Below are 24,857 nucleotides of genomic sequence, written 5' to 3' on the forward strand. Positions count from 1 at the left end.
CTGGCCGACCAGGAGGTACGAGGGGCATGAGACGCTTGTTCTGGCTCGGCGTGGGGCTGGCCGTCGGCGTGGTGGTGGTCCGCAAGGCCACCCGCACCGCGCAGTCGTACACTCCGGCCGGCATCGCGGGCACGTTGTCGCAATCCGCTGGCGGCCTGGTCGAGTCGCTCCGTAGTTTCGTGGAGGACGTCCGGGTCGGGATGGCCGAGCGCGAGCACGAGATCCACCAGGCGTTCGCCCATGGCGAGGCGTTCGACGACCAGTTCGCCGACCTGCGGGAGGACCCGCGGATCGGCGACCGAGAAATCTTTCCGGAGGAACACCAGCGATGAAGACGGCGGAGATCAAGCGGCGGTACCTCGCCCACTTCGAGGCGAACGGCCACGCCGTGGTGCCGTCCGCTCCGCTGCCCGCCATCAGCGACCCGAACCTGCTGTTCGTCAACGCCGGCATGGTGCAGTTCGTCCCCTACTTCCTGGGCCAGCAGGCCCCGCCGTACGCGCGCGCGGTCAGCGTGCAGAAGTGCATCCGCACCCCGGACATCGACGAGGTCGGCAAGACCAGCCGGCACGGCACGTTCTTCCAGATGAACGGCAACTTCTCCTTCGGCGACTACTTCAAGGACGGGGCCATCCCGCTCGCCTGGGACCTGGTCACGAAGCCGGTCGCCGACGGCGGCTTCGGCCTCGACCCGGAGCGGATCTGGCCGACGGTCTACCTGGACGACGACGAGGCGTTCGAGATCTGGCGCTCGGTGGGGATCCCGGCCGAGCGGATCGTGCGCCGCGGCAAGGCGGACAACTTCTGGTCGATGGGCATCCCCGGCCCGTGCGGCCCGTCCTCCGAGTTGTTCTACGACCGGGGGCCCCAGTACGGGCGGGAGGGCGGCCCGGCGGTCGACGAGGACCGCTACATGGAGTTCTGGAATCTCGTCTTCATGCAGTACGAGCGGGGCCCGGGCACCACCAAGGAGGACTACCCGATCCTCGGCGAGTTGCCCGCCAAGAACATCGACACCGGCATGGGCCTTGAGCGGATGGCCTCGATCCTCCAGGGCGTCGACAACCTCTACGAGATCGACGAGGTGCGGCCGATCCTCGACCGGGCGGCGGAGCTGACCGGCAAGCGGTACGGCGCGGGAACGAGCCACGTGGCCAGCGAGTCGCACCCGGACGACGTCCGGCTGCGCGTGGTGGCCGACCACGTGCGCACCGCGCTGATGCTGATCGGCGACGGGGTGACCCCGTCGAACGAGGGGCGCGGCTACGTGCTGCGCCGGATCATGCGCCGCGCGATCCGGGCCGTGCGGCTGCTCGGCTGGCAGGAGCGGGCGCTGCCCGAACTGCTTCCGGTGGCCCGGGACTGCATGGCGCCGTCGTACCCGGAGCTGGCCGCGGACTTCGACCGGATCGCCGACTACGCGTACGCCGAGGAGGACGCGTTCCTCTCGACGCTGCGCGCCGGCACCACGATCCTGGACGCCGCGATCGCGGAGACCCGCAGCGCCGGCGGCGCCGCCCTCACCGGCGAGAAGGCGTTCCAGCTGCACGACACGTACGGCTTTCCGATCGACCTGACCCTGGAGATCGCGGCCGAGCAGGGCCTGGAGGTGGACGCGGAGGGCTTCCGCCGGCTGATGGCCGACCAGCGGGCCCGGGCGAAGGCGGACGCGCAGGCCCGCAAGACCGGGCACACCGACGTGTCGGCGTACCGGGCGGTGCTCGACGCGGGCGGCCCGGTGGAGTTCACCGGCTACAGCGAGGTGTCCCGGGAGTCGCGGATCCGGGCGCTGCTCGGCGCCGGCGGCCCGCTGGGCGGGGCGGTCGAGGGGGACACGGTCGAGCTGGTGCTCGACACCACCCCCTTCTACGCCGAGGGCGGCGGCCAGCAGCCGGACCACGGGCTCATCACGGTGGGCGCGGGTCAGCTCGAGGTGCTCGACGTCCAGCAGCCCGTGCCCGGGCTCATCGTGCACCGGGCCCGCGTGGTCCGGGGCGAGGTGCGCCCCGGCGAGACGGGCTACGCGGAGATCGACACCAGCCGGCGGCGGGCCATCTCACGCTCGCACACGGCGACCCACCTCGTGCACCAGACGATGCGCAACTTCCTCGGCGAGTCGGCGACCCAGGCCGGGTCGCTGAACGCCCCGGGCCGGCTGCGCTTCGACTTCAACACCCCCACGGGCGTGGCGCCGAGCGTGCTGCGCGACGTCGAGCAGCAGGTCAACGAGGTGCTGCTGGCCGACCTGGAGGTGCACGCCTTCATCACCTCGCTGGACGAGGCCCGCCGGATCGGCGCGATGGCGCTCTTCGGCGAGAAGTACGGCGAGCAGGTGCGGGTCGTCGAGGTCGGCGACTACGCCCGGGAGCTGTGCGGCGGCACCCACGTGGCCCGCTCGGCGCAGCTCGGGCTCGTGAAGATCCTCTCCGAGTCGTCCATCGGGTCCGGCGTCCGCCGGGTCGAGGCGCTCGTGGGGATGGACGCGTTCCACTTCCTGGCCCGCGAGCACCTGCTGGTCTCCCGCCTCGCCGAGCTGTACCGCGTGCCGTCGGAGCAGGTCGCCGAGCGGGTGGAGCAGACCGTCACCCAGCTGCGCGACGCCGAGAAGGAGCTGGAGAAGCTGCGGGCGCAGCTCGTGCTCGGCGGGGCCGGGGCGCTCGCCGCGCAGGCCAAGGACGTGCACGGTGTCGCGTACGTCGGCACGGAGGCGCCGGAGGGTGCGGCCGGCAACGACGTCCGGACGCTGGCCCAGGAGATCCGCGGCAAGATCGATCCGGCTCGGCCGGCGGTGGTGGCCGTGGCGGCCCGTGCGGGCGGCAAGGCGTCGCTGGTGGTGGCCGTCAACCAGGCGGCCCGTTCCCGGGGCCTCGCCGCGTCGGACCTCGTGAAGACGGCCTTCTCCGGCCGTGGCGGCGGCAGCCCCGACCTGGCCCAGGGCGGCGGCCTGCCGGCGGCCGAGGCGCCGGCCCTGCTGCTCACCGTCGAGAAGGCGATCGCCGAGGCGTGATGGCTGACCATCGGCAGCCGGGGCGGACCGTCGGGTCCGCCCTGGCTCGTCGCGTGTCGGGGTGTGACCAGCGGTGACCGGACCGTCGCGCGGGGTGCGCCTCGGAGTGGACGTCGGCCAGGTGCGGATCGGCGTGGCCCGCTCCGACCCGCACGGTGTGCTGGCCACCCCGCTGGTCACCGTCGCCCGGGACCGCACGGCGGCCCCGGACGCCGTTCCCAGCGACCTCACCGAGCTCGCGGCCCTGGTCAGCGAGCATGAGGCGGTGGAGGTCGTGGTCGGTCTCCCGGTGAACCTCGCCGGCCGGCACGGGCCGGCCGCCGTCCAGGTGAAGGCGTACGCGCAGCGGCTGGCCGATGTGATAGCGCCTGTGCCGGTAACGCTCACCGACGAGAGGATGTCAACGGTCGTGGCTTCTCGTAGGCTGGCCGAGCGTGGCGTCCGAGGTAAACGTCAACGCGCGGTGGTCGACCAGGCCGCCGCAGTCGAGATCCTGCAGAGCTGGCTGGACGCGCAGCGGAGGCGGACCTGATGATCGACGATCTGGACCTGGGCTTCGACGAACCGGAGCGGGGTGAGAAGGGCCGGCACCGGCGCAGCTTCGTCCGCAAACGCAACGGCAGATCCGGCGGCCGGGGGAAGACCGTCCTGGCGCTGCTGCTCGCCCTCGTCCTGCTCGGCGCGATCGGGGGCGGCGCGTTCTACGGCTTCGACCGGATCCAGAGCTACTTCGTGACCCCCGACTACGACGGCGCGGGCACCGGTGAGGTCACCGTCGAGATCAAGCAGGGCGCGCTCATCGCGGACATGGCCGACGCGCTCTACAGCGCCGGCGTGGTGAAGAGCTCGAAGGCGTTCATCGAGGCCGCCGGTGAGAACTCCCGCAGCAAGAACATCCAGCCGGGGACGTACAAGCTGCGCAAGCAGATGAGCGGCGAGCACGCGGTCATCGCGCTCCTCGACCTGAAGAACAAGATCGTCAACGGGCTCACCATCCCCGAGGGCCGCACCGCGAAGAACGTCTACAAGCTGCTCTCGGAGAAGACCGACATCCCGGTCAAGGAGTTCGAGGCCGCGGCGAAGGACCCCATCGCGCTCGGTGTGCCGGACTGGTGGTTCAAGCGCAGCGACGGCAAGAAGATCAAGCCGTCGATCGAGGGCTTCCTCTACCCGGACACGTACGAGATCCCGCCGAAGGCCACCGCGGAGAGCATCCTCAAGCTGATGGTCGACAACTTCCTCTCGGTGACCGGGCAGATGGAGTTCGCCGACCGGGTGCAGAAGGAGCGCGGCGGCATCACCCCGTACGAGGCGCTGGTCGTCGCGTCGCTGGCGCAGGCCGAGGCCGGCAACAAGGACGATCTCGGCAAGGTCGCCCGGGTCGCCTACAACCGCGTCTACGGCGAGTTCGACTGCGGCTGCCTCGAGATGGACGTCACGGTCAACTACTACCTGGAGCTGATCGGGAAGCCGACCAAGGCGTCCAAGGACATGACCCCCGCCGAGCTCGACGACCCGAAGAACCCGTACAACCGCAAGCTCAAGGGCCTGCCGCCCACTCCCATCAACAACCCGGGCAAGGAGGCCCTGGCGGGGTCCATGGACCCGCCGCCGGGCAAGTGGCTCTTCTTCGTGGCGATCGACAAGCAGGGGCACTCCGCGTTCGCGGACACGTACGAGCAGCACCAGCGCAACGAGGCCAAGGCCCGGGAGGCCGGGATCATCTGATGGCGACGCCACGGCGGGCGGCCGTGCTCGGCAAGCCGATCGCGCACTCGCTCTCCCCGGTGATCCACAACGCGGGCTACGCGGCGGCGGGGCTGGCCGGCTGGTCGTACACCCGGATCGAGTGCGCGGAGTCGGAGCTGCCGGGCCTCGTGGCCGGCCTGGGCCCGGAGTGGGCCGGGCTGTCGGTGACCATGCCGGGCAAGGAGGCGGCGCTCGCGGTGGCCGACGCGGCCTCGCCGGTCGCCCGCGCGGTCGGCGCGGCCAACACGCTGGTACGCCGCCCGGACGGCTCCTGGTACGCCGACAACACCGACGTGACCGGAATGGTCGAGGTGCTCGCGGCGGCCGGGGTGCGTCCCGGCGCCACGGTGACCGTGCTGGGCGCGGGTGGGACGGCCCGCGCGGCCCTCGCCGCGGCGGCCCGCCTCGACGCCCGGTCGGTGACCGTGGTGGCCCGCCGCGCCGCCGCCGTCGACGCGCTGCGTCCCGTCGCCGACGCGGTGGAGGTCCCGGTCACCGGGGCGGGCTGGGCCGACGCGGCGCGGCACCTCGACGCCGACGTGGTGGTCTCGACCGTGCCGAAGGGGGTCGCCGACCCACTCGCGGGCGCGGTGGCCCGGCGGCCGGAGACCGTGGTCTTCGACGCGCTCTACGACCCCTGGCCGACGCCGCTGGCCGCCGCCGCGGCCGCCGCGGGTTGCCGGATCGTTTCCGGGCTCGACCTGCTGCTGGCCCAGGCGGTGGGCCAGTTCGAGCAGTTCACGGGGGTGCCGGCCCCGCGCGCGGCGATGGCCGCCGCGCTGGCCGCCGCCCGCCGCGGCTGAAACGGCCGGCGCCCGGGCCCGGCCGCTGTGGCACCCCTTAGCCGACCATTAAGACGCGCTTAGGTCGCGCCGACTTCTCCGCGACACCCGGTGTCCGTCGATACGCTGCTCTGCGTTACCGCATCCGACACAGGGAGTTTCCGTGACGAGGCGTGGACTGCACCGACACCCCCGTGCCGGCGCCCACCGGCGCAAGGCCCTCGCCCTCGGGGTGCTCGGCGCCACGGTGGCGGCCGGGATCGTGGCGACGATGATGCCGCTGCTCGCCGCGGAGGACCTGTCGATCGCGGCGGCGGCCGACACCACGGCCACCACCGTCTCCCAGGACGGGGACAACGCGGTCAAGACCACCCTCGCCACCTGCCCGGCCCGGTGCGACGGCAACCCGCGCGGGGGCCGCGACGCCGTCCTCCGGTTCGCGGTGGCGACGCTGCCCGCCCGGGCCGTCAACGTCCGGGCCACGCTCCGGGTGTACGCGTGGCGGACGGCCACCGCCACGGTGACGGCGCACGCCTCGCCGGTCGACGCCGGCGCCGCCCGGCCCGCCCCGGCGGCGCCGGGGCCCGCCCTCGACACGGTCGGCGGGGTGCGGCCCGGCTTCAACGAGTGGGACGTCTCGCCGCTCGTGACCGGCAACGGCACCTGGACGGTGTCGCTGGCACAGACCGGATGGGACAGCCGGATCTACTGGGCGTCCACCGAGCACCGCGACCCGCAGCTGCGTCCCCGCCTGCTCGTCACGTTCGACCTCGGCGCCCCGCCGTCGTCGCCCGCCACCACCCGCCCGGCGCCCCCGCCGTCGGCGAGCGTCTCGGCGAGCGCGTCGGCGCGACCGACCCCGACCGCGAGCCCGACCGCGTCCGTGCCGCACCCGACGCCGAGCCCGTCCACCGGGTCGGGTCGCTGCGGCGAGGTGTCGGCGATGCTCGTCCCCTCCTGCGGGGCGTGGTGGGGCATGTACTCGCCGACCAGCGCCGCCGACGGCTGGGACCACGGCCGGGCCGTCGGCGTGGTGGAGGCGCAGGTCGGGCGGCGGTTCGACATCGTGCACCGCTACCACGACTTCTCCAACGTGGGCAGCAACGGCGCCTTCCCCGACGCGTACGAGCGGCAGCAGATGCGCGAGGGCCGGCTGATGTTCTTCGCCTGGGAGTCCCGGGTCTTCTCCACGGGAACGGTGCTCACCTGGGCCGACGTCTACAGTGGCCGGCACGACGCGACCATCGACGCGGTGGCCGGCCGGATCCGGGACACCGGCGTGCCGGTCTTCCTCGGCTTCGACCACGAGCCGGAGGACGAGCCCGCGAAGGGCGGCGACGCGGACTTCGTCCGCGCCTGGCGGTACGTGCACGACCGCTTCGCGGCGGCCGGCGCGCACAACGCCGTCTGGGTCTGGACGGTGATGGGCTGGTCGGGGCACTACGACCGCTACCCCGGGCTGTACCCGGGCGACCGTTACGTCGACTGGGTGGCCTACGACCCGTACAACTTCCACGTCTGCAACGGCAGCACGGTGTGGAAGAGCCCGAGCGCCACCATCGGCTCGTTCTACAAGTGGCTGGACGAGCGCGGCCTCGGTGCCGGCAAGCCGCGGATGCTCGCCGAGTTCGGCACGAACGTCCACACCGGAGACCCGGACGCCAAGCGGCGCTGGTTCGAGGAGTTCCCGGCCGCCCTCAAGGCGCACCCGAAGATCAAGGCGGCCATCTACTTCAACTCGCCCGGCATGACGACGACCTCGCCCACCTGCAACATGACGATGAACCACGACGCCTCCGCGCTGGCCGGCTTCACCCGCGCCGGCCAGGACGGCTACCTGCGGCAACCCACGAGAGCGGGCCGGTGACCGGTCGTCGGTGACCGCCGGGCGCAGTCGGACATCCGACTCCGGTCGCTGACCGGCCAATCGGTGGATATCGCGCACGGTGGTGGGCGGGGCACGCTACGCGAGGTCTCACCACCTTGGAGGCGCAGGTGCCCGCTTTCCCGTCCTTCCGGCGTCCCACGGCACGGCTCCGCATCCGGGCGGGGGTGGTCGCGCTGGCGACCGTCGCCGCGGTGCTGGCCGTGCCCACCGCGTCCGCCGCCGCCGTGGTTCCGGTCCCCGAGCCGGGGACCCTCGTGTCGACGAACCCCGCCGACACCACCCCGCACGCCCGCGACGGTGAGACCCGCGCCTTCGCGCAGGTCGGCGCCACCGTCTACGTGGGTGGCAGCTTCACCCAGATCCGGCAGACCGCCGGCTCGCCGTGGCTCGCCCGGCCCTACCTCTTCGCGTACGACCGGACCACCGGCACGATCTCCACGACCTTCCTGCCGGTGCTCGACGGCGCCGTCAACTCGCTCGTCGCCGGCCCGGGCGGGACGCTGATCGTGGGCGGCGCCTTCAAGACCGTCAACAGCGTGTCCCGCAAGAACCTCGTGGCGCTCGACCCGGCCACCGGGGCGACGCTCGGCGGCTGGGTCGGCCGGTCCGACGGCGGGATGATCCGCGACATGGCCCTGCAGGGCAACGCGCTCTACGTGGCGGGCGCCTTCAACTGGCTCAACGGCACCGCCCACTCCGGGCTCGCCCGGCTCGACGCCAGCACGGGCGCCGTCGACCCGAGCTTCACCGTCGACGCCACCGTGGGCCGCCACGGCACCGGCTCGTACGCCTGGACCATCGACATCACACCGGACGGCAGCACCATGGTCGCCGGTGGCAACTTCACGTACGTCGACGGTCTGCCGCGCAACCAGATCGCGCTCATCGACCTGACGGGCACCCCGAGCGTGGTCGACTGGAGCACGGAGAAGTTCGTGGCGCCGTGTGCCGCCCCGGCGACGTTCGTCCACTACGTACAGGACGTCGAGTTCGGCCCGGACGGCAGCTGGTTCGTGGTCGGCGCCAACGGCGGGGCCGGCTGGCCGGCCGCGTACTGCGACGTGCTGGTCCGCTTCGAGACCGCGGCCCGGGGCGCCGGGCAGGTCGGCACCTGGGTCGACTTCACGGGTAACGACACGATCACCTCCGTCGAGGTGGCCGACAACATCATCTACCTGGGCGGGCACTTCCGCTGGCTGAACAACCCGTACGCGACCGACGCGGCGGGCCCGGGCGCCGTCGACCGCCTCGGCATCGCCGCGGTCACCCCGGCCACCGGTCTGCCGGTCAACTGGAACCCCGGCCGCCGTGGCAGCGCCGCCATGCCTCCCGGCACCAGCGACTGGGGATCGCAGGTGCCGGTGCTCTGGCGCGGCAGCGACGGACTCTACTTCGGGCACAACTCCGACGGCATGGGCGGCGAGTACCACGGCCGGCTCGGCATGTTCCCGCTCGCCGGCGGCCGGACCATCACCCCCAAAAACCCGCCGACCGGGACCACCGGCTACCTCTACCTGGGCACGGGCGAGGGTCAGCTCGCCAAGGTGCCGTTCGACGGGACCGCGATCGGCACGCCGACCACGGTGAGCCAGCCGAACTACACGGGCGCCGGGGCCACCTGGCGGGTGAGCGACCGTATCTACTGGTCGCACGTCGTGCCCGGCACCCCCACTGGCAGCCGCCTCGACATCTCGATGTTCACCGGTGGCGCGATCGGCGTGCCGTGGGAGTCGTCCGGCTACAACGACTGGTTCAACCCGGCCTCGCTGACCGGCGCGTTCTTCCTCGACGGCCGGCTCTACTACACGCGGGTGGGCGCCAACACGCTCTACTACCGCTACTTCGAGGTCGACGGCAACTACCTGGGCGCCACCGAGTTCACACTGACCACCGCCGGGGTCCCCTGGTCGACGGTGCGCGGCATGGCCTGGGTCGGCGGGCGGATCGTCTACGGCTCGACCGACGGCGCGCTGCGCAGCGTGCCGTTCGACCCCGCGGCCACGGCCGTGGTCGGCGCGCCGCCGACGGTCATCGCACCGGCCGCCCCAGGGCTCACCTGGTCGGTGCCGCGGATGTTCTTCTCGGTGCAGTGACGGACTCACCGTCCGTGACAGAAGCCCGGTGGCTCGCTATGGTCGCCAGACACCCACGACAGACGGTGAACGCTCCATGACAGACGCTCCCGTCGGCTGGCCCGCCGACGCCTCCCGCCCGTCCCGCACGGTCACCCTGGCCGACCTGCTCCGCGTCCCGCTGCACCGGGTCCGCCTCGTGGCGGCCGCGGCGGCGGCCGGCCTGCTCGCGGCCGTCGGATACCTGCTGCTCGCGCCGCCCGTGGTGACCGCGAACGCCGTGGTCGCCGTGCGTCCCGTCGTCACCGACGCGTTCACGCCGAGCGGCGCGGCCGCCGACCGGGCGGTGAACATGAACGTGGAGAGCGGCATCGCCACCGGCACGGAGGTCGTGCAGCGCCTCGCCGACGCGAACGGCCGGGAGCAGCGCGACGTGCGGGACGCGCTCGCCGTCGAGGTCCCCACCGGCGGGCAGATCCTGCGGTTCTCCTACCGGGACCGGTCGGCGGACCAGGCCGTCCGCGGCGTCAACCTCGCCGCCCAGGCCTACCTGGACGTGCGCCGGGCCATGTACGAGAGGCAGCGGGCGGAGATGCTGCGCTCGTACGACGAGAGCATCGGCAAGGTCGCCGCGCAGCAGACCGCGTTGCAGAAGCGGGTGGCGGGAGCCCGGGACGGCGCCCTCGACGCCGCGGTGGCCGAGCTCGCCGGGGTCAACAGCCAGCTCACCCAGTTGAACTCCGCGCGCACCGAGATCGCGGCCGTCGACGTCAATCCGGGCTGGGTCACCCGGACGGCCGAGCGGGCCCTCGTGTCCACCGGTGGGGCGGGTCCGCTCCACCTGATCGCCGGCCTGCTCGGCGGCGCGCTGCTCGGGGTCGTGCTCGCGTACGCCTGGGAGTCGGTGGACCGCCGGATCCGGTCGGTGGCCGACGGCCGCGAGACCACCGGCCTGCCGCTTCTGGGCACCGTCCGGCGCCGGCGGTTCCGCGCGGGAGCCCCCGCCCTGGAGGCCGACGTGCGCTACGTGGCCATGGCGATCGCCGAGCGGGTACGGCAGCCCGCCCGGGTGTGCCTGCTCGCGGCCCGGGAGGATCCCACTCCACTCACCGCCGGCCTCGCGGCGGCGCTGGCCGCCGAGGGGCGGGAGGTGTTCGTGGCCGACGACAGCGGGCGGGCCGACCGGCTGCGCGGCGCCGTGCTCGGCGACGCCGCGCAGGTGTCGGCCGTGACCGACGCCGCCCGGACGGTCGTGCCGAAGCCACGCCCCGCGAACACGCCGGCGGTCAACGGCCCCGCGCTGCCGTCCGCGTCCCGCCGTCCGTCGCCGCACCCGCCCGGGGCCCGCCGGTCCGCGGAGGCGGACGCCACGCTCACCCTGCACCGCGTCGGGCCGGCGCCGGGCGGCGAGAACGGCCGGGTGGTCGCCGTGGACGCGGTTCCCGTCGGGCTCGGCAGCGTCCGGATCGGCAGTTGGCGGCAGGGCGCGGACCACGGGCTGGTGCTCTACAACGCGCCGCCCGCGGAGTCCGACCCGCGCGGCGTGGTGATCGCCCGGCAGGGCACGGCCGTCGTCGTGGTGGAGCGGGACCGCACCCGGCAGGGCGACCTGCGGCGACTCGTCGACCGGCTCCGCGCCGCCGGGGTCACGCCGCTGGGCTTCGTGTTGACCCGCAGCGGCTGGGGCTGACGTGCCGGCCACCCGTGCCCCGGCGGTCAGCGAGCCGGCCGGGGGAGACCCGCCGCCCGCCGGGCCGCCGGACCCGCTCCCGCCGCGCCGGCCGCCGATGCTGCCGCTCTGGCCGCTGGCCGTGATGTTCGGCCTCGTGCCGCTCTGGTGGCTGGCCGGCGCCTTCTACCTCGGCTGGTCGCTGCTCGGGGCCTTCCTGCTCGCGCTGCTGCTGGTCCGGGGCCGGACGCCGCTGCCGCCGGCCACCGGGCTCTGGCTGCTCTTCCTGGCCCTGGTCCTGGTCAGCGCCACCCGGCTCACGTCGTCCGGATCGATTCCGGCGTTCGCCCTGCGGCTCGGCTTCTACGTCACGGCGCTGGTGGTGGGCGTCTACGCGTACACGCTCGCGCGGGAACGCGCCGACGCCGCGGCGGTGCTCCTGCCGCTCTGCGCCTTCTGGCTCGGGCTGGTCGCGCTGGGCTGGCTGGCCGTGCTCGCGCCGCGGCTCGCGCTCACCACGCCCACGGAGCTGCTCCTGCCCGCCGGCGTGGCCGGCGACTCGTACGTGCAGGACCTCGTCCACGTCGCCACGACCGAGTACAACGCGCGGTCCCTCGACCCGATCTTCCGGCCCGCGGCGCCGTTCCCGTACACCAACAACTACGGCAGCGCGTACGCCATGACGCTGCCCTGCGTGGTGGCGTACACCATGCTGCGCGGGCGCGGCGTGCTGCGCGCGGTGCTGCTCGCCTCGCTGCCGCTGTCGCTGGCGCCGGCCTTCCTCACCCTCAACCGGGTGATGTTCGTGAGCCTCGGCGCGGGTCTCGCCGTGCTCGGCGTCCGGGCGGCCCTGCGCGGCAACGTCCGCGTGGGCGCGTCCGTCGTCGGCGTGCTGGTCCTCGGCGGTCTCACCAGCCTGTTCATCCCGGTCGCCGAGCTGATCGGGAACCGCGTCGAGTCCACCGACACCAACACCGACCGGTTCTCCCTCTACGCCGAGGTGCTGCGCCGCATCGGCGAATCGCCCTGGCTCGGCTACGGCGCGCCGGTCCACGCGGACACGGTCACCGCCGAGGCCCCCGTCGGCACGCAGGGGCAGCTCTGGATGGTGCTGTTCAGTCACGGCGTACCGGCGCTGCTCTGCTTCCTCGCCTGGTTCGTGGCCGCCGCGCTGCACTGCCGCCGGGCCCGGTCGGCGGCCGGGCAGTGGCTGGCCGTGGTGCCCGTCGTCTGCCTCGTGCAGGTCCCGTTCTACGGCATGGCGAGCCCGACCCTGGCCGTCGCCTTCTTCGCGATCGCCGTCGCGGTCGCGCTCACCGAGCGGGAGACCGCGGCGGTCGTCACGCCCCCGCCGCCGCCGGCCCGCCGCGCGGAGACCGTGCCGGCATGACGGCCGACACCCGCCCATCCGCCGGCGCCCGCCGGGACGACGCGCGGGCGGGTACGCCGGTGCCCGGGTCCGGTCCGGTCGACGCGCCGACCGACACCCGTCCCGGCGGCGTCGAGGCGGCGACCGACGGTACGGCCGAGGTCCGGCGCGGCACCCGCAGCGGGATCGCGGGGCTGGCCGGCGCGGCCAGCAACGGCCTCTTCGGCTTCCTGCTGGCCGTGGTCATCACGCGCGGCTACGGCACCGCCGGGGCGGGGGCGTTCTTCGCGGCCGTCGGGGTGGTCACGGTGGCCGCCGCCGTGTGCACCCTCGGCGCCGAGACCGGCCTGATCTGGACGCTGCCCCGGCGGCGCGCCGGCGCGCGGGGCGACGCGGCCCGGGTGCTCACCGTGGCGTTCGGCCCGCCGCTCACGGTGGCGGTCACCGTGGGGCTGGCCGGCGTGGTGGCCGCCGGCGCGCTCGCGCCGCACCTGCTGGGCGATGCCCGACCGGGCGACTCGGCCCTGCTCGCGGTCAGCTTCGCCGCGGTGCCGCTCGTCGTGGCGATGACCCTGCTGTTCGCCGTGCTGCGTTGCGTGCGCCCGATCGGGGCGTACGTCGGGGTGCAGTCGGTGCTGCTGCCGGCGGCCCGCCCGCTGCTCGTGGGCGCCGCGGCGCTGGCCGGCGGCGGGGTGCTGGCCGGCGTGACCGGCTGGCTGATCCCGGCGGCGTGCGCCGTCCTGGTCTGCCTGGTGCTGGTGGCGGGTCCGCTCGGCCTCGGCCGCGGCGCGGCGGTGCGGCCGGAACGGGGCGGCCCGCTCGGCCTCGCCCGGGTCGCCCTGCTGCGGCCGGAGCGCGGCGACTGGTCGGCGTTCTGGCGCTTCGCGCTGCCCCGGGCCGGCTCCGCGGCGATCGACGCGAGCGTGGTGTGGGTCGGCGTGCTCCTGACGTCCGTGCTCGCCGGCCCGGCGGACGCCGGCATCTTCGGCGCGGTAGGTCGCTACGTCCTGGCCGGTCAACTGGCCATGCAGGGCCTGCGCGTCGCGGTGTCGCCGCAGCTGTCCCGCCTGCTCGGCGAGGGCCGGCGGTCCGCCGCCGCGGCGGTGCACCGGCGGCTGACCGCCTGGGCGCTCGTGCTGTCCTGGCCGGTGTACCTGCTGCTCGCCGCGTTCGGACCGGCGTTCCTGCAGCTGTTCGGCCCGGAGTTCGCCGCGGGCGCCTCCGCCATGACCGTGCTGGCCGTGGCCATGCTCGTCAACACGGGCGTCGGCAACGTGCAGAGCCTGCTGCTGATGAGCGGCCGCAGCGGACTGCACCTGGCCGCCACCGCGGCCGGGCTGGCGGTGACGGTGTGCCTCGGTCTGTGGCTGATCCCGGGGCACGGCGTGACGGGCGCCGCGCTGGCCTGGGCCGCCGGCATCGCCACCGAGAACCTCACGGCCTTCGGGTGCGCCCGGGCCGTGGTCGGCGAGCCCCTGGTCGACGCGGCGCTGCGGCGAGCGGCGGCCGGAACCCTGGCCGCGGTCGGGACCGCCGGTCTGGCCGGCGTGCTCGCCGCCGGCCGGGGCCTCCCGGGGCTGGCGGTGGCCCTCGCGGTGCTGGCGGCCGGCTGCGCCGGGCTCGTGACCGTTCCCCGCGTGCGCCGGCGTGTCGCGGTGAGCATCGGACAGATCCGCCGGGGGGAGGCGGCGGCGCCGACCGCCGCCGCTCCGGCGCCGACGAAGGGCAGGTGAGGGTTTCGTGCCGTCCATCCGGGACCGGGTGAAGCAGCTCGTGCCGACGCAGGTGACCAGCCGGGTGCGCGACTCGCTTGTCGACTACGGCGTGCGGACCAGCGACCGCAGGCCGCTGCCGGACTTCCTCGTCATCGGCACCAAGCGGGGCGGCACCACCTCCCTGTGGAACTACCTGATCCAGCACCCGCTCGTGCCACGCCTCTTTCCGGCCTGGAACACCAAGGCGTCGCACTACTTCGAGGAGAACTGGCGGCGCGGCGAGGCCTGGTACCGCTCGCATTTCCCCACGCAGCGGCAGCGGGCCGCGCTGGAGAGCCGGCACGGCGGGCCGGTGCGGGTCGGCGAGGCCGCCCCGCTGTACATGTTCCACCCGCTCGCCGCCCAGCGGGTCGCCGCGCTCATGCCGTCCGTGCGGCTGATCGTGCTCCTGCGCGACCCGGTGGAGCGGGCGTACTCGCACTGGAAGGAGCGGCGGACGCACGGCGTCGAGCCGCTGGACTTCCCGGCCGCGCTCGCCGCCGAGCCGGAGCGGACGGCGGGGGAGCGGGAGCGTCTCGTCGCCGAGCCGGAGTACCACAGCGAGCGCCACGACTGGTACAGCTACCGGGCCCGGGGCCGCTACCTGGAACACCTGGAGCCGTGGCTCGACCGGTTCGACCGGGGGCAGTTCCTCTTCCTGCCCAGCGAGGACCTGTACCGCGACGCCCGTGCCACGTACCGCCGGACGCTGGACTTCCTCGGGCTGCCCCCGTTCGACCTGCCCGCTTTCGACGTCTACAACGACCGCCGGTCGGCGCCGCTGGACCCGGCGGTACGGGCCGAGCTCACGGCGTACTACCGGCCGTACAACGACGCGCTGCGCGCGCGGCTCGGCCTGAACCTCGATTGGCCGGACGGGGCGGCGTGACGCCGGCGGCCACCGCGCCGGCCGATCCCCGGTCCCGCGACGACGGGCTGGGCTGGGTGACCCGGGCGGTGTTCGGCGACGAGCGGGTCGCGCTGACCGTGGGCGGAACGCCGCCGGCCGGCCACCGGGCGGTGGCCCGGTACGCCGTCGTCCCGTCGGTGCCGCGGGCGCGGTTCCTGCTGCCGCTCGGCGCGCCGCGAGCCACGGCGGCGTCGCTGCTCGCGTACAACGCGCTGCGACCGCCGAGGGTGCGTGCGGTGCGGGCCGCGCTGAGCGGGCTGTCCCGGCTCGGCGCGACCGGCCGGGCGTTTCCCACCCTCACCGTTTCGGTGCCCGTGGGTGGGCGCCCGGCCGAGTTGCTGCTGGCCGACCGGCTCGCCGCCGACCTCGGGGGCGGGCCGCTGCACGCCGCCTGCGGGGTACGGCCACCGGACCCGAACCACAAGCCCACCCTCCAGCTGTTCAGCGCCGACGGCCGGCCGCGCGGCTACGCGAAGATCGGCTGGAACGGCGCGACCCGGGCGCTGGTCGCCGCCGAGGCGGCCGCGCTACGCGCGCTGGGCGCGTTCAGCGGCGTGCCCGACCATCCGGCCACACCCCGGCTGCTGACCCGTGTCGACTGGGCGGGGCAGGTGGTCGCCGTCGTCGAGCCGCTGCCACCCCGCGTACGCGGGATGCCGGTCACCGAGCCGCCGGCGGTCGCGGCGCTGCTCGCGGTCGCCCGCCGGGGTCGGGCGGCGCCGCAACGGCCGCTGGCCGGCTCGCCGTTCCTCGCGCGGCTGACCGCCGAGGCGGCCGCGGCCGGCGTCGCGGGGCGGCGGGCGGCGGCCGCGGTGGCCGCTCTCGCCCGGCGGTACGCGGACACCACCGTCGAGTTCGGGCACTGGCACGGCGACTGGGTGCCGTGGAACCTGGGCCGGCACGGCGGGCGCCTCGTGGCGTGGGACTGGGAGCACAGTGGACCGGACGTTCCGCTCGGCTTCGACCTCGCGCACGACGCGTTCCAGCGGGCCGTGGTGCTGCGGGGCGAGCCGGTCGCAGCCGGTGCGCGGGCCGTCGACGGGCAGCTCGACCGGTACGGCGACGGGTTCGGCCTCGGGCCGGCGCAGCGCCGGCTGGTGGCCGACGGGTACCTGCTGGAGATGTGGCTGCGCACGTGGCGGCTCGCCGACGCGGGGGCGGGCTGGAATCCCGTGCTGCATCCCGCTCTCCTCGACGTGGTCGAGGAACGACAGTCCGCCCGACCCGCGCAGGACCGACGCGCCGGTGGGCGTTGACCATCGCCGCAGCGTGACGGAAGAATTGCAGGTCGTGATGCTGGTCGCGACGGCGGTGGATGGGGCCGCCGGCGCGGACGTCGGCTCTGCCGACCGGGATCCGAGCGAGCGATGTGGGGAGTCGCGTGGACACGGACATCGAAGACGATGAGGCCCCGGTCCTGCTGCTGGTGGGTTCCAGCGGCGGGCACCTCGCCCAGTTGCTGGCGCTGCGGCCGTGGTACGAGGGCCGGCGGCGCTGCTGGGTCACCTTCGACACCCCTGAGGCGGTGTCGCTGCTCGCCGGCGAGGAGCTGGTGCCGGCCCACCATCCGACCACCCGGAACGTGCCGAACCTGCTGCGCAACGCGGTGCTCGCCTGGCGGGTGCTGCGTGGGCGGCGGGTCGCCGCGGTGGTCACCACCGGCGCCGGCGTGGCCGTGCCGTTCGTCGTGCTGGCCCGGCTGCGGCGCGTCCCGACCGTCTACATCGAGGTGTACGACCGCATCGACACCCCGACGTTGACGGCCCGGCTCTGCCGCCCGTTCCTCTCCGCCATGCTCGTGCAGTGGGACGAGCAGCGCCGGCAGTATCCGGAGGCGACAGTCGTGGGGACGCTGCTGTGAGCGGGGACGCGGGCGCGGGGGCAGCTCCCGCGGACAGCCCGGCGGCGGCCCGGCCGGCCCCGCACCCGGCGCGTCCCGCCGTCCGGCCCGACTCCACCCGGGTGCCCCGGCAGCGCGACCGCGCCGACGCCGGCCGCATCCAGTTGCTGGTGGCCGTCGGCACCGACAAGCACCCCTTCGGCCGCCTGCTGGCCTGGCTCGAGGAGTGGCACGTCGAGGCCGCCGACCGGGTCGGCCTGACCGTTCAACATGGGCACAGCCCGGCGCCCGCCGTCCCGGGCGCGGTGCCCTTCCTCGCGCACGACGCGCTGCAGACCGCGATGTCCGGCGCCGACCTGGTGCTCTGCCACGGCGGGCCGGCCACCATCCTGGAGGCCCGCCGGCACGGCCACCTGCCCATCGTGGTGCCGCGCGACCCGCAGCGGGGTGAGCACGTCGACGACCACCAGCAGCTCTTCGCGCGCCGGCTCGGCGCGGCCGGCATGGTGGCGCTCTGCGAGTCCCGGCCCGCGCTGCACGACGCGCTGGCCGCCGGGGTCGCCGACCCGGCGCGCTTCGCCGTCGTGGCCGACCCCCGCACACGCGACGCGCAGCGGGCCGCCGTGGCCCGCGTCGGGCGGATCGTGGACGGGCTCATCGCCGAGGCCGCCCGGCGGGCGCCGCGGTGGCGGGTGTGGGGCCGCGCGGCCCGGAACGGGAGGCGGGCGCGATGACGGCGGCTCCACCGGTGAGTGTCGTGGTGCCCACCCGGGACCGCCCGGAGCTGCTCCGCGGGGCGGTGCGGGCCGCGCTCGACCAGGCCCACGCGGGCGCCGTCGAGGTCGTCGTGGTCTACGACCAGTCGGAGCCGGACGCGTCGCTCGTGGAGCTGTCCCGGCCCGGCCGGCCGGTCCGGGTGATCCGCAACGAGCGCACCCCGGGGCTGGCCGGCGCCCGCAACTCGGGGGCCCTGGCCGCCGAGGGCGAGCTGATCGCCTTCTGCGACGACGACGACGAGTGGCTGCCGGGCAAGCTGGCCGCCCAGGTCGCGGCGCTCGCCGCCGCCCCGGAGGCGGAGCTCGTGAGCTGCGGGATCCGGGTCAGCTACGACGGGCACACCGTCGACCGGGTGCTCGGCAAGGACCGGATCACGCTCGCCGACCTGCTGCGTGACCGGATGACCGAGCTGCACCCGTCGACCTTCCTGATCCGCGCGTCGGCGCTGCGCGACGGGTTCGGGCTCGTCGACGAGGAGATCCCGGGCAGCTACGCGGAGGACTACGAGTTCCTGCTCCGGGCGGCCCGCAGCGCGCCGCTGGTCAACCTGCCCACCCCGTACGCGCTGGTGCGCTGGCACCGCCGGTCCTACTTCGCCCAGCGGTGGGACACCATCTCCACGGCGCTGCAGTGGCTGCTGGACCGGTACCCGGAGTTCACCACCCAGCCGGCCGGCGAGGCGCGGGTGACCGGGCAGATCGCGTTCGCCCGGGCCGCCTGCGGGCACCGGCGGGAGGCGGTCCGCTGGGCGCGCCGGACCATCCGCCGCAACTTCCGCGAGCCGCGGGCCTACCTGGCCCTCGCCGTGGCCGGGCGCGTCGTCCGGGCGGACGCCGTCCTGCGCACCCTGCACAGACGCGGCCGTGGCATCTGAGGCCGACCGACCGACGAGGATGTGAGATGGCCCTGCACTCGCTCCGGTTCTACCTGGTGGACTCCCCGAGCTCGGTGGGCGCGAAACGGCGGGCCCGCCGCGCGGCCTGGCTGGCCGACACGTTCCCCGACCTCGCCGACATGACCGTGCTGGACCTGGGCGGCCGGGTGGCGAGCTGGGCGAAGGTGCCGGTGCGCCCCGCGCACGTGCACGTGGTCAACCTGGAGCCGCTGCCCGCCGACCTCCCCGACTGGGCGGAGGCGGACCACGCGGACGCGTGCGAGCTGCCGGAGAGCATTCTGCGCCGGCGCTACGACCTGGTCTTCAGCAACAGCGTGCTGGAGCACGTGGGCGGCCACGAGCGGCGGCGGCGGATGGCCGAGGCGGTCCGGTCGCTGGCGCCCGCCTACTGGGTCCAGACCCCGTACCGGTACTTCCCGGTCGAGCCGCACTGGGTGGCGCCCGGGATGCAGTTCCTGCCGGTGCCGGCGCGGGTGTTCGTGGCGCGGAAGTGGCCGCTCGCGTACACCCCGGGCAAGTCGTACGAGTCGGCCATGCGGCAGGTGCTCACCACCGAGCTGGTCGGCCGGGCCGAGCTGAGATACCTCTTCCCGGACGCCACCATTCGCGGCGAACGCCTGCTCGGCCTCACCAAGTCCCTCATCGCGGTCCGCCGGCCCTGAGCGCCGGCGTCCGTCCGCGGGTCGGGACGGGGCGGGCACCGCACGGGACCGACCACCCGGCGTGACAGACTTGCCGCTGTGTTGCGCTGGCTGACCGCAGGTGAATCGCACGGACCCGCCCTCGTCGCGATGCTCGAGGGGGTGCCCGCCGGGGTCGAGGTGACCACCGGCGACATCGCCGCCGAGCTGGCTCGCCGCCGGCTGGGCTACGGCCGGGGCGCGCGCATGTCGTTCGAGCAGGACGAGATCGAGGTCATCGGCGGCCTGCGGCACGGCGTCACCATCGGGAGCCCGGTGGCCGTCCGCGTGGGCAACTCGGAGTGGCCGAAGTGGCGCACCGTCATGGCGGCCGACCCGGTGGACCCGGAGGAGCTGGCGGGGCAGGCCCGCAACGCCCCCCTCACCCGCCCCCGGCCCGGCCACGCCGACCTCGCCGGGATGCAGAAGTACGGGCACACCGACGCCCGGCCGATCCTCGAGCGGGCCAGTGCCCGGGAGACGGCGGCCCGGGTGGCCGTCGGCACCGTCGCCAAGGCGCTGGTGAAGCAGACCCTCGGCATCGAGATCGTCTCGCACGTGGTCGAGCTGGGTCCGGTGGCCGTCAAGCCCGGGCTGCGCCCGCGTCCGGAGGACGCCGCGCGGATCGACGCCGACCCGTTGCGCTGCCTCGACCCGGAGGCCAGCGCCCGGATGGTCGCCGAGGTCGACGCCGCGAAGAAGGCGGCCGACACGCTCGGCGGTGTGGTGGAGGTGCTGGCGTTCGGGGTGCCGCCGGGGCTCGGCAGCCACGTGCAGTGGGACCGCAAGCTCGACGCCCGGATGGCCGCCGCGCTCATGTCCATCCAGGCGATCAAGGGTGTGGAGATCGGCGACGGCTGGCTGCAGGCCCGTTCGCGCGGCTCCGCGGCGCACGACGAGATCATTCCGACGGCCACCGGCGTCCGGCGGGTCACCGACCGGGCCGGCGGCCTGGAGGGCGGGATCACGACGGGCGAGCCGCTGCGGGTGCGCGCCGCCATGAAGCCGATCTCGTCGCTCAACCGGGCCCTCGCCACCGTGGACGTGACCACCGGCGAGCCGGCCACGGCCATCAACCAGCGTTCCGACGTCTGCGCCGTGCCCGCCGCCGCCGTGGTGGCCGAGGCGATGGTCGCCCTGGTGCTGGCGGAGGCGACCATGGAGAAGTTCGGCGGCGACTCGGTCGCCGAGATCCGCCGCAACCTGGCCGGCTACCTGGACGCGCTGGTGATCCGGTGAGCGCCGCGGCCGCAGGCGTCACGAGGCCGGTCTGCGTGCTGGTCGGCGCGCCCGGCTCGGGCAAGACGACGGTGGGGCGGGCCCTCGCCGACCTGCTCGGCGTCGAGTTCCGCGACACCGACCTGGACATCGAGCAGATGGCCGGCAAGCCCATCCCGGAGATCTTCATCGACGAGGGCGAGGCGCACTTCCGTACCCTCGAACGGGCCGCGGTGGCCGCCGCGCTCGCGGGCTGCCCGGGGGTGCTCGCCCTGGGCGGCGGGGCCGTCCTCGCCGAGGAGACCCGCGCCGCCCTGGTGGGGCACACCGTGGTGCACCTCTCCGTGGAGCTGTCCGACGCCGTGCGGCGGGTCGGCCTCGGCGCCGGCCGCCCGCTGCTGGCGCTCAACCCGCGGGCCACGCTCAAGCACCTCATGGATCAGCGCCGCCCCCTCTACGCCGAGGTGGCCACCGCGACGGTGGTGACCGACGACCGGGCGCCGGAGGAGATCGCCGCCGAGATCGCCGCGCTGCTGCGCGGGTGAGCGCGCCTGCGCGGCCGGGGGCTCGACTAGGCTGCCGGCGATGGACGACGTGACCCGGATTCCGGTCGGCGGCGAGCGGCCGTACGACGTGCTGGTGGGACGTAACCTGCTGGACCCGCCGCCGCGGCTGCTGCCCGGCGCCGAGCGGGTGGCGGTCCTGCACGCGGCCCCGCTGAAGGAGCTGGCCGACACCCTCGCCGGGCGGCTGCGCGGCGGCGGCGTCGAGCCGCTGCTCATCGAGGTGCCCGACGCCGAGGCGGGCAAGCGCGTCGACGTGGCCGCGGCCGCCTGGGAGCGGCTCGGCGCGGCGGGCTTCACCCGTACCGACGCCGTGGTCGGGGTCGGCGGCGGCGCGGTGACCGACCTGGCCGGCTTCGTGGCGGCCTGCTGGCTGCGCGGGGTGCGTTGGGTGCCGGTCGCCACCTCGCTGCTCGGCATGGTCGACGCCGCGGTGGGCGGCAAGACCGGGATCAACACCGCCGCGGGCAAGAACCTGGTCGGCGCGTTCCACCCGCCCGCCGGGGTCATCTGCGATCTGGCCACCCTCGACACCCTCCCGGCGGCGGACCTGGCTGCGGGCATGGCCGAGGTGGTCAAGTGCGGCTTCATCGCCGATCCGGTGATCCTGGACCTCGTGGAGCGGGACCCGGCGGCGGCCGTCGACCCGACGGGCCCGGTAGCCCGGGAGCTGATCGAGCGGGCGATCCGGGTCAAGGCCGACGTGGTGGCCGGTGACCTGCGCGAGTCCGGCGTCCGCGAGGTGCTCAACTACGGGCACACGCTGGCGCACGCCATCGAGAAGGTGGAGGGCTACCGGTGGCGGCACGGCGACGCCGTCGCCGTCGGCCTGGTCTACGCGGCCACCCTGGCCCGCCTCGCGGGACGGCTCGACGCGGCCACGGCCGAGCGGCACCGCGCGGCCGTCGCGGCGCTGGGTCTGCCCACCGGCTTCCGGGCGGACGCCTGGCCGGAGCTGCTGGCCGCCATGCGGGTGGACAAGAAGGCCCGGGGGAGCAGGCTGCGTTTCGTGGTGCTGGACGGGCTGGCCCGGCCGGCGATCCTGGAGGGCCCCGACGAGGCGCTGCTGCGGGCGGCGTACGACGAGGTGGCACTGCCGTGAGGGTGTACGTGCTGAACGGGCCGAACCTCGGCCGGCTGGGCACCCGCGAGCCGGACGTGTACGGGGCGACCACCTACGCGGACCTCGTGGCGCTCTGCGAGTCGACGGGCCGGGAGCTGGGCCTGGACGTCACGGTGCGGCAGACCGACGCCGAGCACGAGCTGCTCGGCTGGCTGCACGAGGCGGCCGACGAGGGCGCCGCCGTGGTGCTCAACCCGGCGGCCTGGTCGCACTACTCGTACGCGGTGCGCGACGCCTGCGCCATGCTGCGCGGGCCGCTGATCGAGGTGCACATCTCCAACATCCACGCGCGCGAGCGGTTCCGGCACCACTCGGTGGTGTCGGCCGTGGCGACCGGCGTCATCGCCGGCCTCGGCATCGACGGCTACTGCCTCGCGCTGCGCCACCTGGCCACGCTGGCGCCCGACCGCTGAGCCGGCGGGTCGGCGGCGGGCGGGCGGCGGGTCAGCGGCGGGTCGGCGGCGGGTCCGACGCGTTGCGCCTGTGGCAGCGATGCGGACGCGGGCCACGAGCCGCACCCGCGGCCCCGGTCGGACACGCAGCGTGACTCCGGGCCCGCCTCACGCTGCGTGAGCGTCACGGCCGGATCCGACACACCCCTTCGCCTCCTTTGCTCTGCACCCCTATGTGCACCACCCCTCTGACCTGCGGCGTACCCGGCCGGTCGCGGAACGCCACCGACGCCGGTCGTCACGGTGGGTGCCTGGTGCATCCATGGGTGCAGAGCAAAGGAGGCGGGAGGGCAGGTGCCGGGGCGCGGCCTCGGACACGGAGCGTGAGGCCGATGCCCGCGGCGGCGGGTCGGGTCGACGCAGGCCGTCCCGAGGGGCCCCGGGAGGACCGACCGGCGGCGACACGCGGACTAGTAGACTTTCCAGGTCTGTCCGCCAATTGATGATCAAGGCAGGAAATGGCCACCACCAACGACCTGAAGAACGGCCTGGTACTCAACCTCGACGGGGAGCTCTGGACCGTCATCGAGTTCCAGCACGTCAAGCCCGGTAAGGGTGGTGCGTTCGTGCGTACCACGCTGAAGAACGTGCTCTCCGGCAAGGTCGTCGACAAGACCTTCAACGCGGGCACCAAGGTCGAGACCGCGACCGTCGACAAGCGCACGATGCAGTACCTGTACGCCGACGGCGAGGACTACGTCTTCATGGACCTGGAGACGTTCGACCAGATCACGGTCCCCGGCGGCACCGTCGGCGAGGCGGCCAACTACCTGCTGCCCGAGGCCGAGGCGACCGTCGCCACCCACGAGAGCGTGCCGCTCTACGTCGAGCTGCCCACCAGCGTCGTGCTCGAGGTCACCTACACCGAGCCGGGTCTGCAGGGCGACCGCTCGACCGGCGGCAACAAGCCGGCCACCGTCGAGACCGGCGCGACCGTGCAGGTCCCGCTCTTCATCACCACCGGTGAGAAGATCAAGGTCGACACTCGGGACGGCCGTTACCTCGGCCGCGCCTGATGGCCGAGGGTCCCAAGCAGCAGATGCCGGCGCGCCGCAAGGCGCGCAAACGGGCGTTGGACGTGCTCTTCGAGGCCGACCTGCGTGACCGGCCGCCCGTGGAGGTGCTGGCCGGCTACCTGGAGCGGATCGAGAAGCCCCACCCGGAACACCTGGGCTACGCGGTGCGGCTGGTCGAGGGGGTGGCCGCGCACCTGGACCGCATCGACGAGTTGATCGCCAGCTACGCCGAGGGGTGGACGCTGGACCGGATGCCCGCGATCGACCGCAACCTCGCCCGCATCGCGGTCTACGAGCTGCTCTACCTCGACGACATCGACGACGCGGTGGCCATCAGCGAGGCCGTGGAGCTGGCCCGGCAGATGTCGACCGACGACTCGCCGCGCTTCCTCAACGGCGTGCTCGGCCGGATCGCCGAGTACGCCACCCGCTGACCTCCGCGTTCCCGTACGAACGACGAAGGGCCCGTGCCGTCCGGCACGGGCCCTTCGTGTCGCTCAGGAGGCGAAGAACGCCCGCGGGTCGGCGACGAGCACGCCGTGCTCGGTGAGGCGCTCGATCAGACCCGACGGCGAGGCGTCGTAGACGATCGCCAGCGCGCGCAGGTCGTCGGCGCGGATCGACAGCACCCGGCCGTTGTAGTCGCCCCGCTGCTGCTGGATGGCCCGGGCGTAGCGGGCCACGTACGCCAGGTCCTCGGAGGCCTCGTCGTAGAGCCGCTCCAGGTCCAGGACGATCTTGCTGGTCGGCTCGTGACGTACGCCACTGCCGTCGGGCAGCAGCTCCGACACGGGGACACGGTAGAAGTCGGCCAGCTCGGCCAGGCGGGACACCGTCACGGCCCGGTCGCCGCGCTCGTACGAGCCGACCACCACGGCCTTCCACCGCCCGTTCGACTTCTCCTCCACCCCCTGCAGGGAGAGCCCCTGCTGCTGGCGGATCGAGCGCAGGCGGGCGCCCAGAGACTTGGCGTATTCAGAGGGCATTCGGACACTCCCAGTGCTGCGGGGGTTCTCCCAGCGATTCGCTACGGAGCGTGACGGTACGGGGATTGCGACACCTGGTCAAGTGGTCGTGACCTTACCGTTGGGGA

The 24,857-nt window shown here is 74.4% G+C and carries 23 protein-coding genes; 22 read left to right on the forward strand and 1 reads right to left on the reverse strand.

Annotation, left to right across the window (positions count from 1 at the left end):
* Positions 1-26: 26 nt before the first annotated feature.
* From ACSNOA_RS12950 to nusB, 22 genes are all read left to right on the forward strand, one after another.
* Positions 27-332 (forward strand): hypothetical protein, encoded by a 306-nt coding sequence (locus ACSNOA_RS12950; protein ID WP_436658227.1) that lies wholly within the window; start codon positions 27-29, stop codon positions 330-332.
* Complete coding sequence (gene alaS / locus ACSNOA_RS12955) at positions 329-3,007, forward strand: alanine--tRNA ligase (RefSeq protein WP_436658228.1); 2,679 nt, start codon at positions 329-331, stop codon at positions 3,005-3,007. The genes ACSNOA_RS12950 and alaS overlap by 4 nt, the downstream gene beginning before the upstream one ends.
* A 73-nt stretch (positions 3,008-3,080) precedes the next feature.
* Positions 3,081-3,539: a Holliday junction resolvase RuvX gene (gene ruvX, locus ACSNOA_RS12960; RefSeq protein ID WP_436658229.1), complete on the forward strand. Its 459-nt coding sequence runs from the start codon at positions 3,081-3,083 to the stop codon at positions 3,537-3,539.
* Positions 3,539-4,735, forward strand: a complete 1,197-nt coding sequence (gene mltG, locus ACSNOA_RS12965; RefSeq protein ID WP_436658230.1) for an endolytic transglycosylase MltG — start codon at positions 3,539-3,541, stop codon at positions 4,733-4,735. The genes ruvX and mltG overlap by 1 nt, the downstream gene beginning before the upstream one ends.
* Positions 4,735-5,559, forward strand: coding sequence for a shikimate dehydrogenase (locus tag ACSNOA_RS12970; protein ID WP_436658231.1), 825 nt, complete (start codon positions 4,735-4,737; stop codon positions 5,557-5,559). The genes mltG and ACSNOA_RS12970 overlap by 1 nt, the downstream gene beginning before the upstream one ends.
* Before the next feature lie 142 nt (positions 5,560-5,701).
* Positions 5,702-7,405: a glycosyl hydrolase gene (locus tag ACSNOA_RS12975; protein ID WP_436658232.1), complete on the forward strand. Its 1,704-nt coding sequence runs from the start codon at positions 5,702-5,704 to the stop codon at positions 7,403-7,405.
* A 173-nt stretch (positions 7,406-7,578) separates the two neighbouring features.
* Positions 7,579-9,519, forward strand: coding sequence for a hypothetical protein (locus tag ACSNOA_RS12980; protein WP_436658398.1), 1,941 nt, complete (start codon positions 7,579-7,581; stop codon positions 9,517-9,519).
* A gap of 76 nt (positions 9,520-9,595) precedes the next feature.
* Positions 9,596-11,188, forward strand: a complete 1,593-nt coding sequence (locus tag ACSNOA_RS12985; RefSeq protein WP_436658233.1) for a lipopolysaccharide biosynthesis protein — start codon at positions 9,596-9,598, stop codon at positions 11,186-11,188.
* Position 11,189: 1 nt separating this feature from the next.
* Entirely contained in the window at positions 11,190-12,557 is a 1,368-nt protein-coding gene (locus ACSNOA_RS12990) for an O-antigen ligase family protein (protein ID WP_436658234.1), read from the forward strand.
* A complete protein-coding gene (locus tag ACSNOA_RS12995; protein ID WP_436658235.1) occupies positions 12,554-14,269 on the forward strand; it encodes a lipopolysaccharide biosynthesis protein in 1,716 nt (571 codons plus the stop codon). Before ACSNOA_RS12990 ends, ACSNOA_RS12995 begins: the two co-directional genes overlap by 4 nt.
* A 7-nt stretch (positions 14,270-14,276) precedes the next feature.
* Positions 14,277-15,179 (forward strand): sulfotransferase domain-containing protein, encoded by a 903-nt coding sequence (locus ACSNOA_RS13000; protein ID WP_436658236.1) that lies wholly within the window; start codon positions 14,277-14,279, stop codon positions 15,177-15,179.
* Positions 15,176-16,456, forward strand: a complete 1,281-nt coding sequence (locus ACSNOA_RS13005; protein ID WP_436658237.1) for a hypothetical protein — start codon at positions 15,176-15,178, stop codon at positions 16,454-16,456. The genes ACSNOA_RS13000 and ACSNOA_RS13005 overlap by 4 nt, the downstream gene beginning before the upstream one ends.
* 125 nt (positions 16,457-16,581) lie before the next feature.
* On the forward strand, positions 16,582-17,061 hold the full coding sequence (locus tag ACSNOA_RS13010) for a UDP-N-acetylglucosamine--LPS N-acetylglucosamine transferase (RefSeq protein ID WP_436658238.1): 480 nt from the start codon (positions 16,582-16,584) through the stop codon (positions 17,059-17,061).
* Between the two features lie 101 nt (positions 17,062-17,162).
* Positions 17,163-17,774: a glycosyltransferase gene (locus tag ACSNOA_RS13015; RefSeq protein ID WP_436658399.1), complete on the forward strand. Its 612-nt coding sequence runs from the start codon at positions 17,163-17,165 to the stop codon at positions 17,772-17,774.
* Complete coding sequence (locus ACSNOA_RS13020) at positions 17,771-18,691, forward strand: glycosyltransferase family 2 protein (RefSeq protein ID WP_436658239.1); 921 nt, start codon at positions 17,771-17,773, stop codon at positions 18,689-18,691. Before ACSNOA_RS13015 ends, ACSNOA_RS13020 begins: the two co-directional genes overlap by 4 nt.
* Positions 18,692-18,717: 26 nt before the next feature.
* On the forward strand, positions 18,718-19,374 hold the full coding sequence (locus tag ACSNOA_RS13025) for a class I SAM-dependent methyltransferase (RefSeq protein ID WP_436658240.1): 657 nt from the start codon (positions 18,718-18,720) through the stop codon (positions 19,372-19,374).
* A gap of 78 nt (positions 19,375-19,452) precedes the next feature.
* The gene (gene aroC, locus ACSNOA_RS13030; protein ID WP_436658241.1) at positions 19,453-20,631 is read left to right on the forward strand and encodes a chorismate synthase; all 1,179 of its coding nucleotides are present in this window, start codon (positions 19,453-19,455) and stop codon (positions 20,629-20,631) included.
* Positions 20,628-21,155, forward strand: a complete 528-nt coding sequence (locus ACSNOA_RS13035) for a shikimate kinase (protein ID WP_436658242.1) — start codon at positions 20,628-20,630, stop codon at positions 21,153-21,155. Before aroC ends, ACSNOA_RS13035 begins: the two co-directional genes overlap by 4 nt.
* 40 nt (positions 21,156-21,195) lie before the next feature.
* Complete coding sequence (gene aroB / locus ACSNOA_RS13040) at positions 21,196-22,275, forward strand: 3-dehydroquinate synthase (RefSeq protein ID WP_436658243.1); 1,080 nt, start codon at positions 21,196-21,198, stop codon at positions 22,273-22,275.
* A complete protein-coding gene (gene aroQ, locus ACSNOA_RS13045; RefSeq protein WP_436658244.1) occupies positions 22,272-22,709 on the forward strand; it encodes a type II 3-dehydroquinate dehydratase in 438 nt (145 codons plus the stop codon). The genes aroB and aroQ overlap by 4 nt, the downstream gene beginning before the upstream one ends.
* 497 nt (positions 22,710-23,206) lie before the next feature.
* Positions 23,207-23,764: an elongation factor P gene (efp, locus tag ACSNOA_RS13050; RefSeq protein ID WP_436658245.1), complete on the forward strand. Its 558-nt coding sequence runs from the start codon at positions 23,207-23,209 to the stop codon at positions 23,762-23,764.
* A 23-nt stretch (positions 23,765-23,787) separates the two neighbouring features.
* The gene (nusB, locus tag ACSNOA_RS13055; RefSeq protein ID WP_436658400.1) at positions 23,788-24,198 is read left to right on the forward strand and encodes a transcription antitermination factor NusB; all 411 of its coding nucleotides are present in this window, start codon (positions 23,788-23,790) and stop codon (positions 24,196-24,198) included.
* Between the two features lie 63 nt (positions 24,199-24,261).
* Here the strand turns inward: nusB and bldD are convergent, their stop codons facing one another.
* On the reverse strand, positions 24,262-24,750 hold the full coding sequence (gene bldD, locus ACSNOA_RS13060) for a transcriptional regulator BldD (protein ID WP_013285505.1): 489 nt from the start codon (positions 24,748-24,750) through the stop codon (positions 24,262-24,264).
* Positions 24,751-24,857: the final 107 nt, after the last annotated feature.

The organism is Micromonospora sp. URMC 103, assembly GCF_051386435.1.
Taxonomy (GTDB): domain Bacteria; phylum Actinomycetota; class Actinomycetes; order Mycobacteriales; family Micromonosporaceae; genus Micromonospora.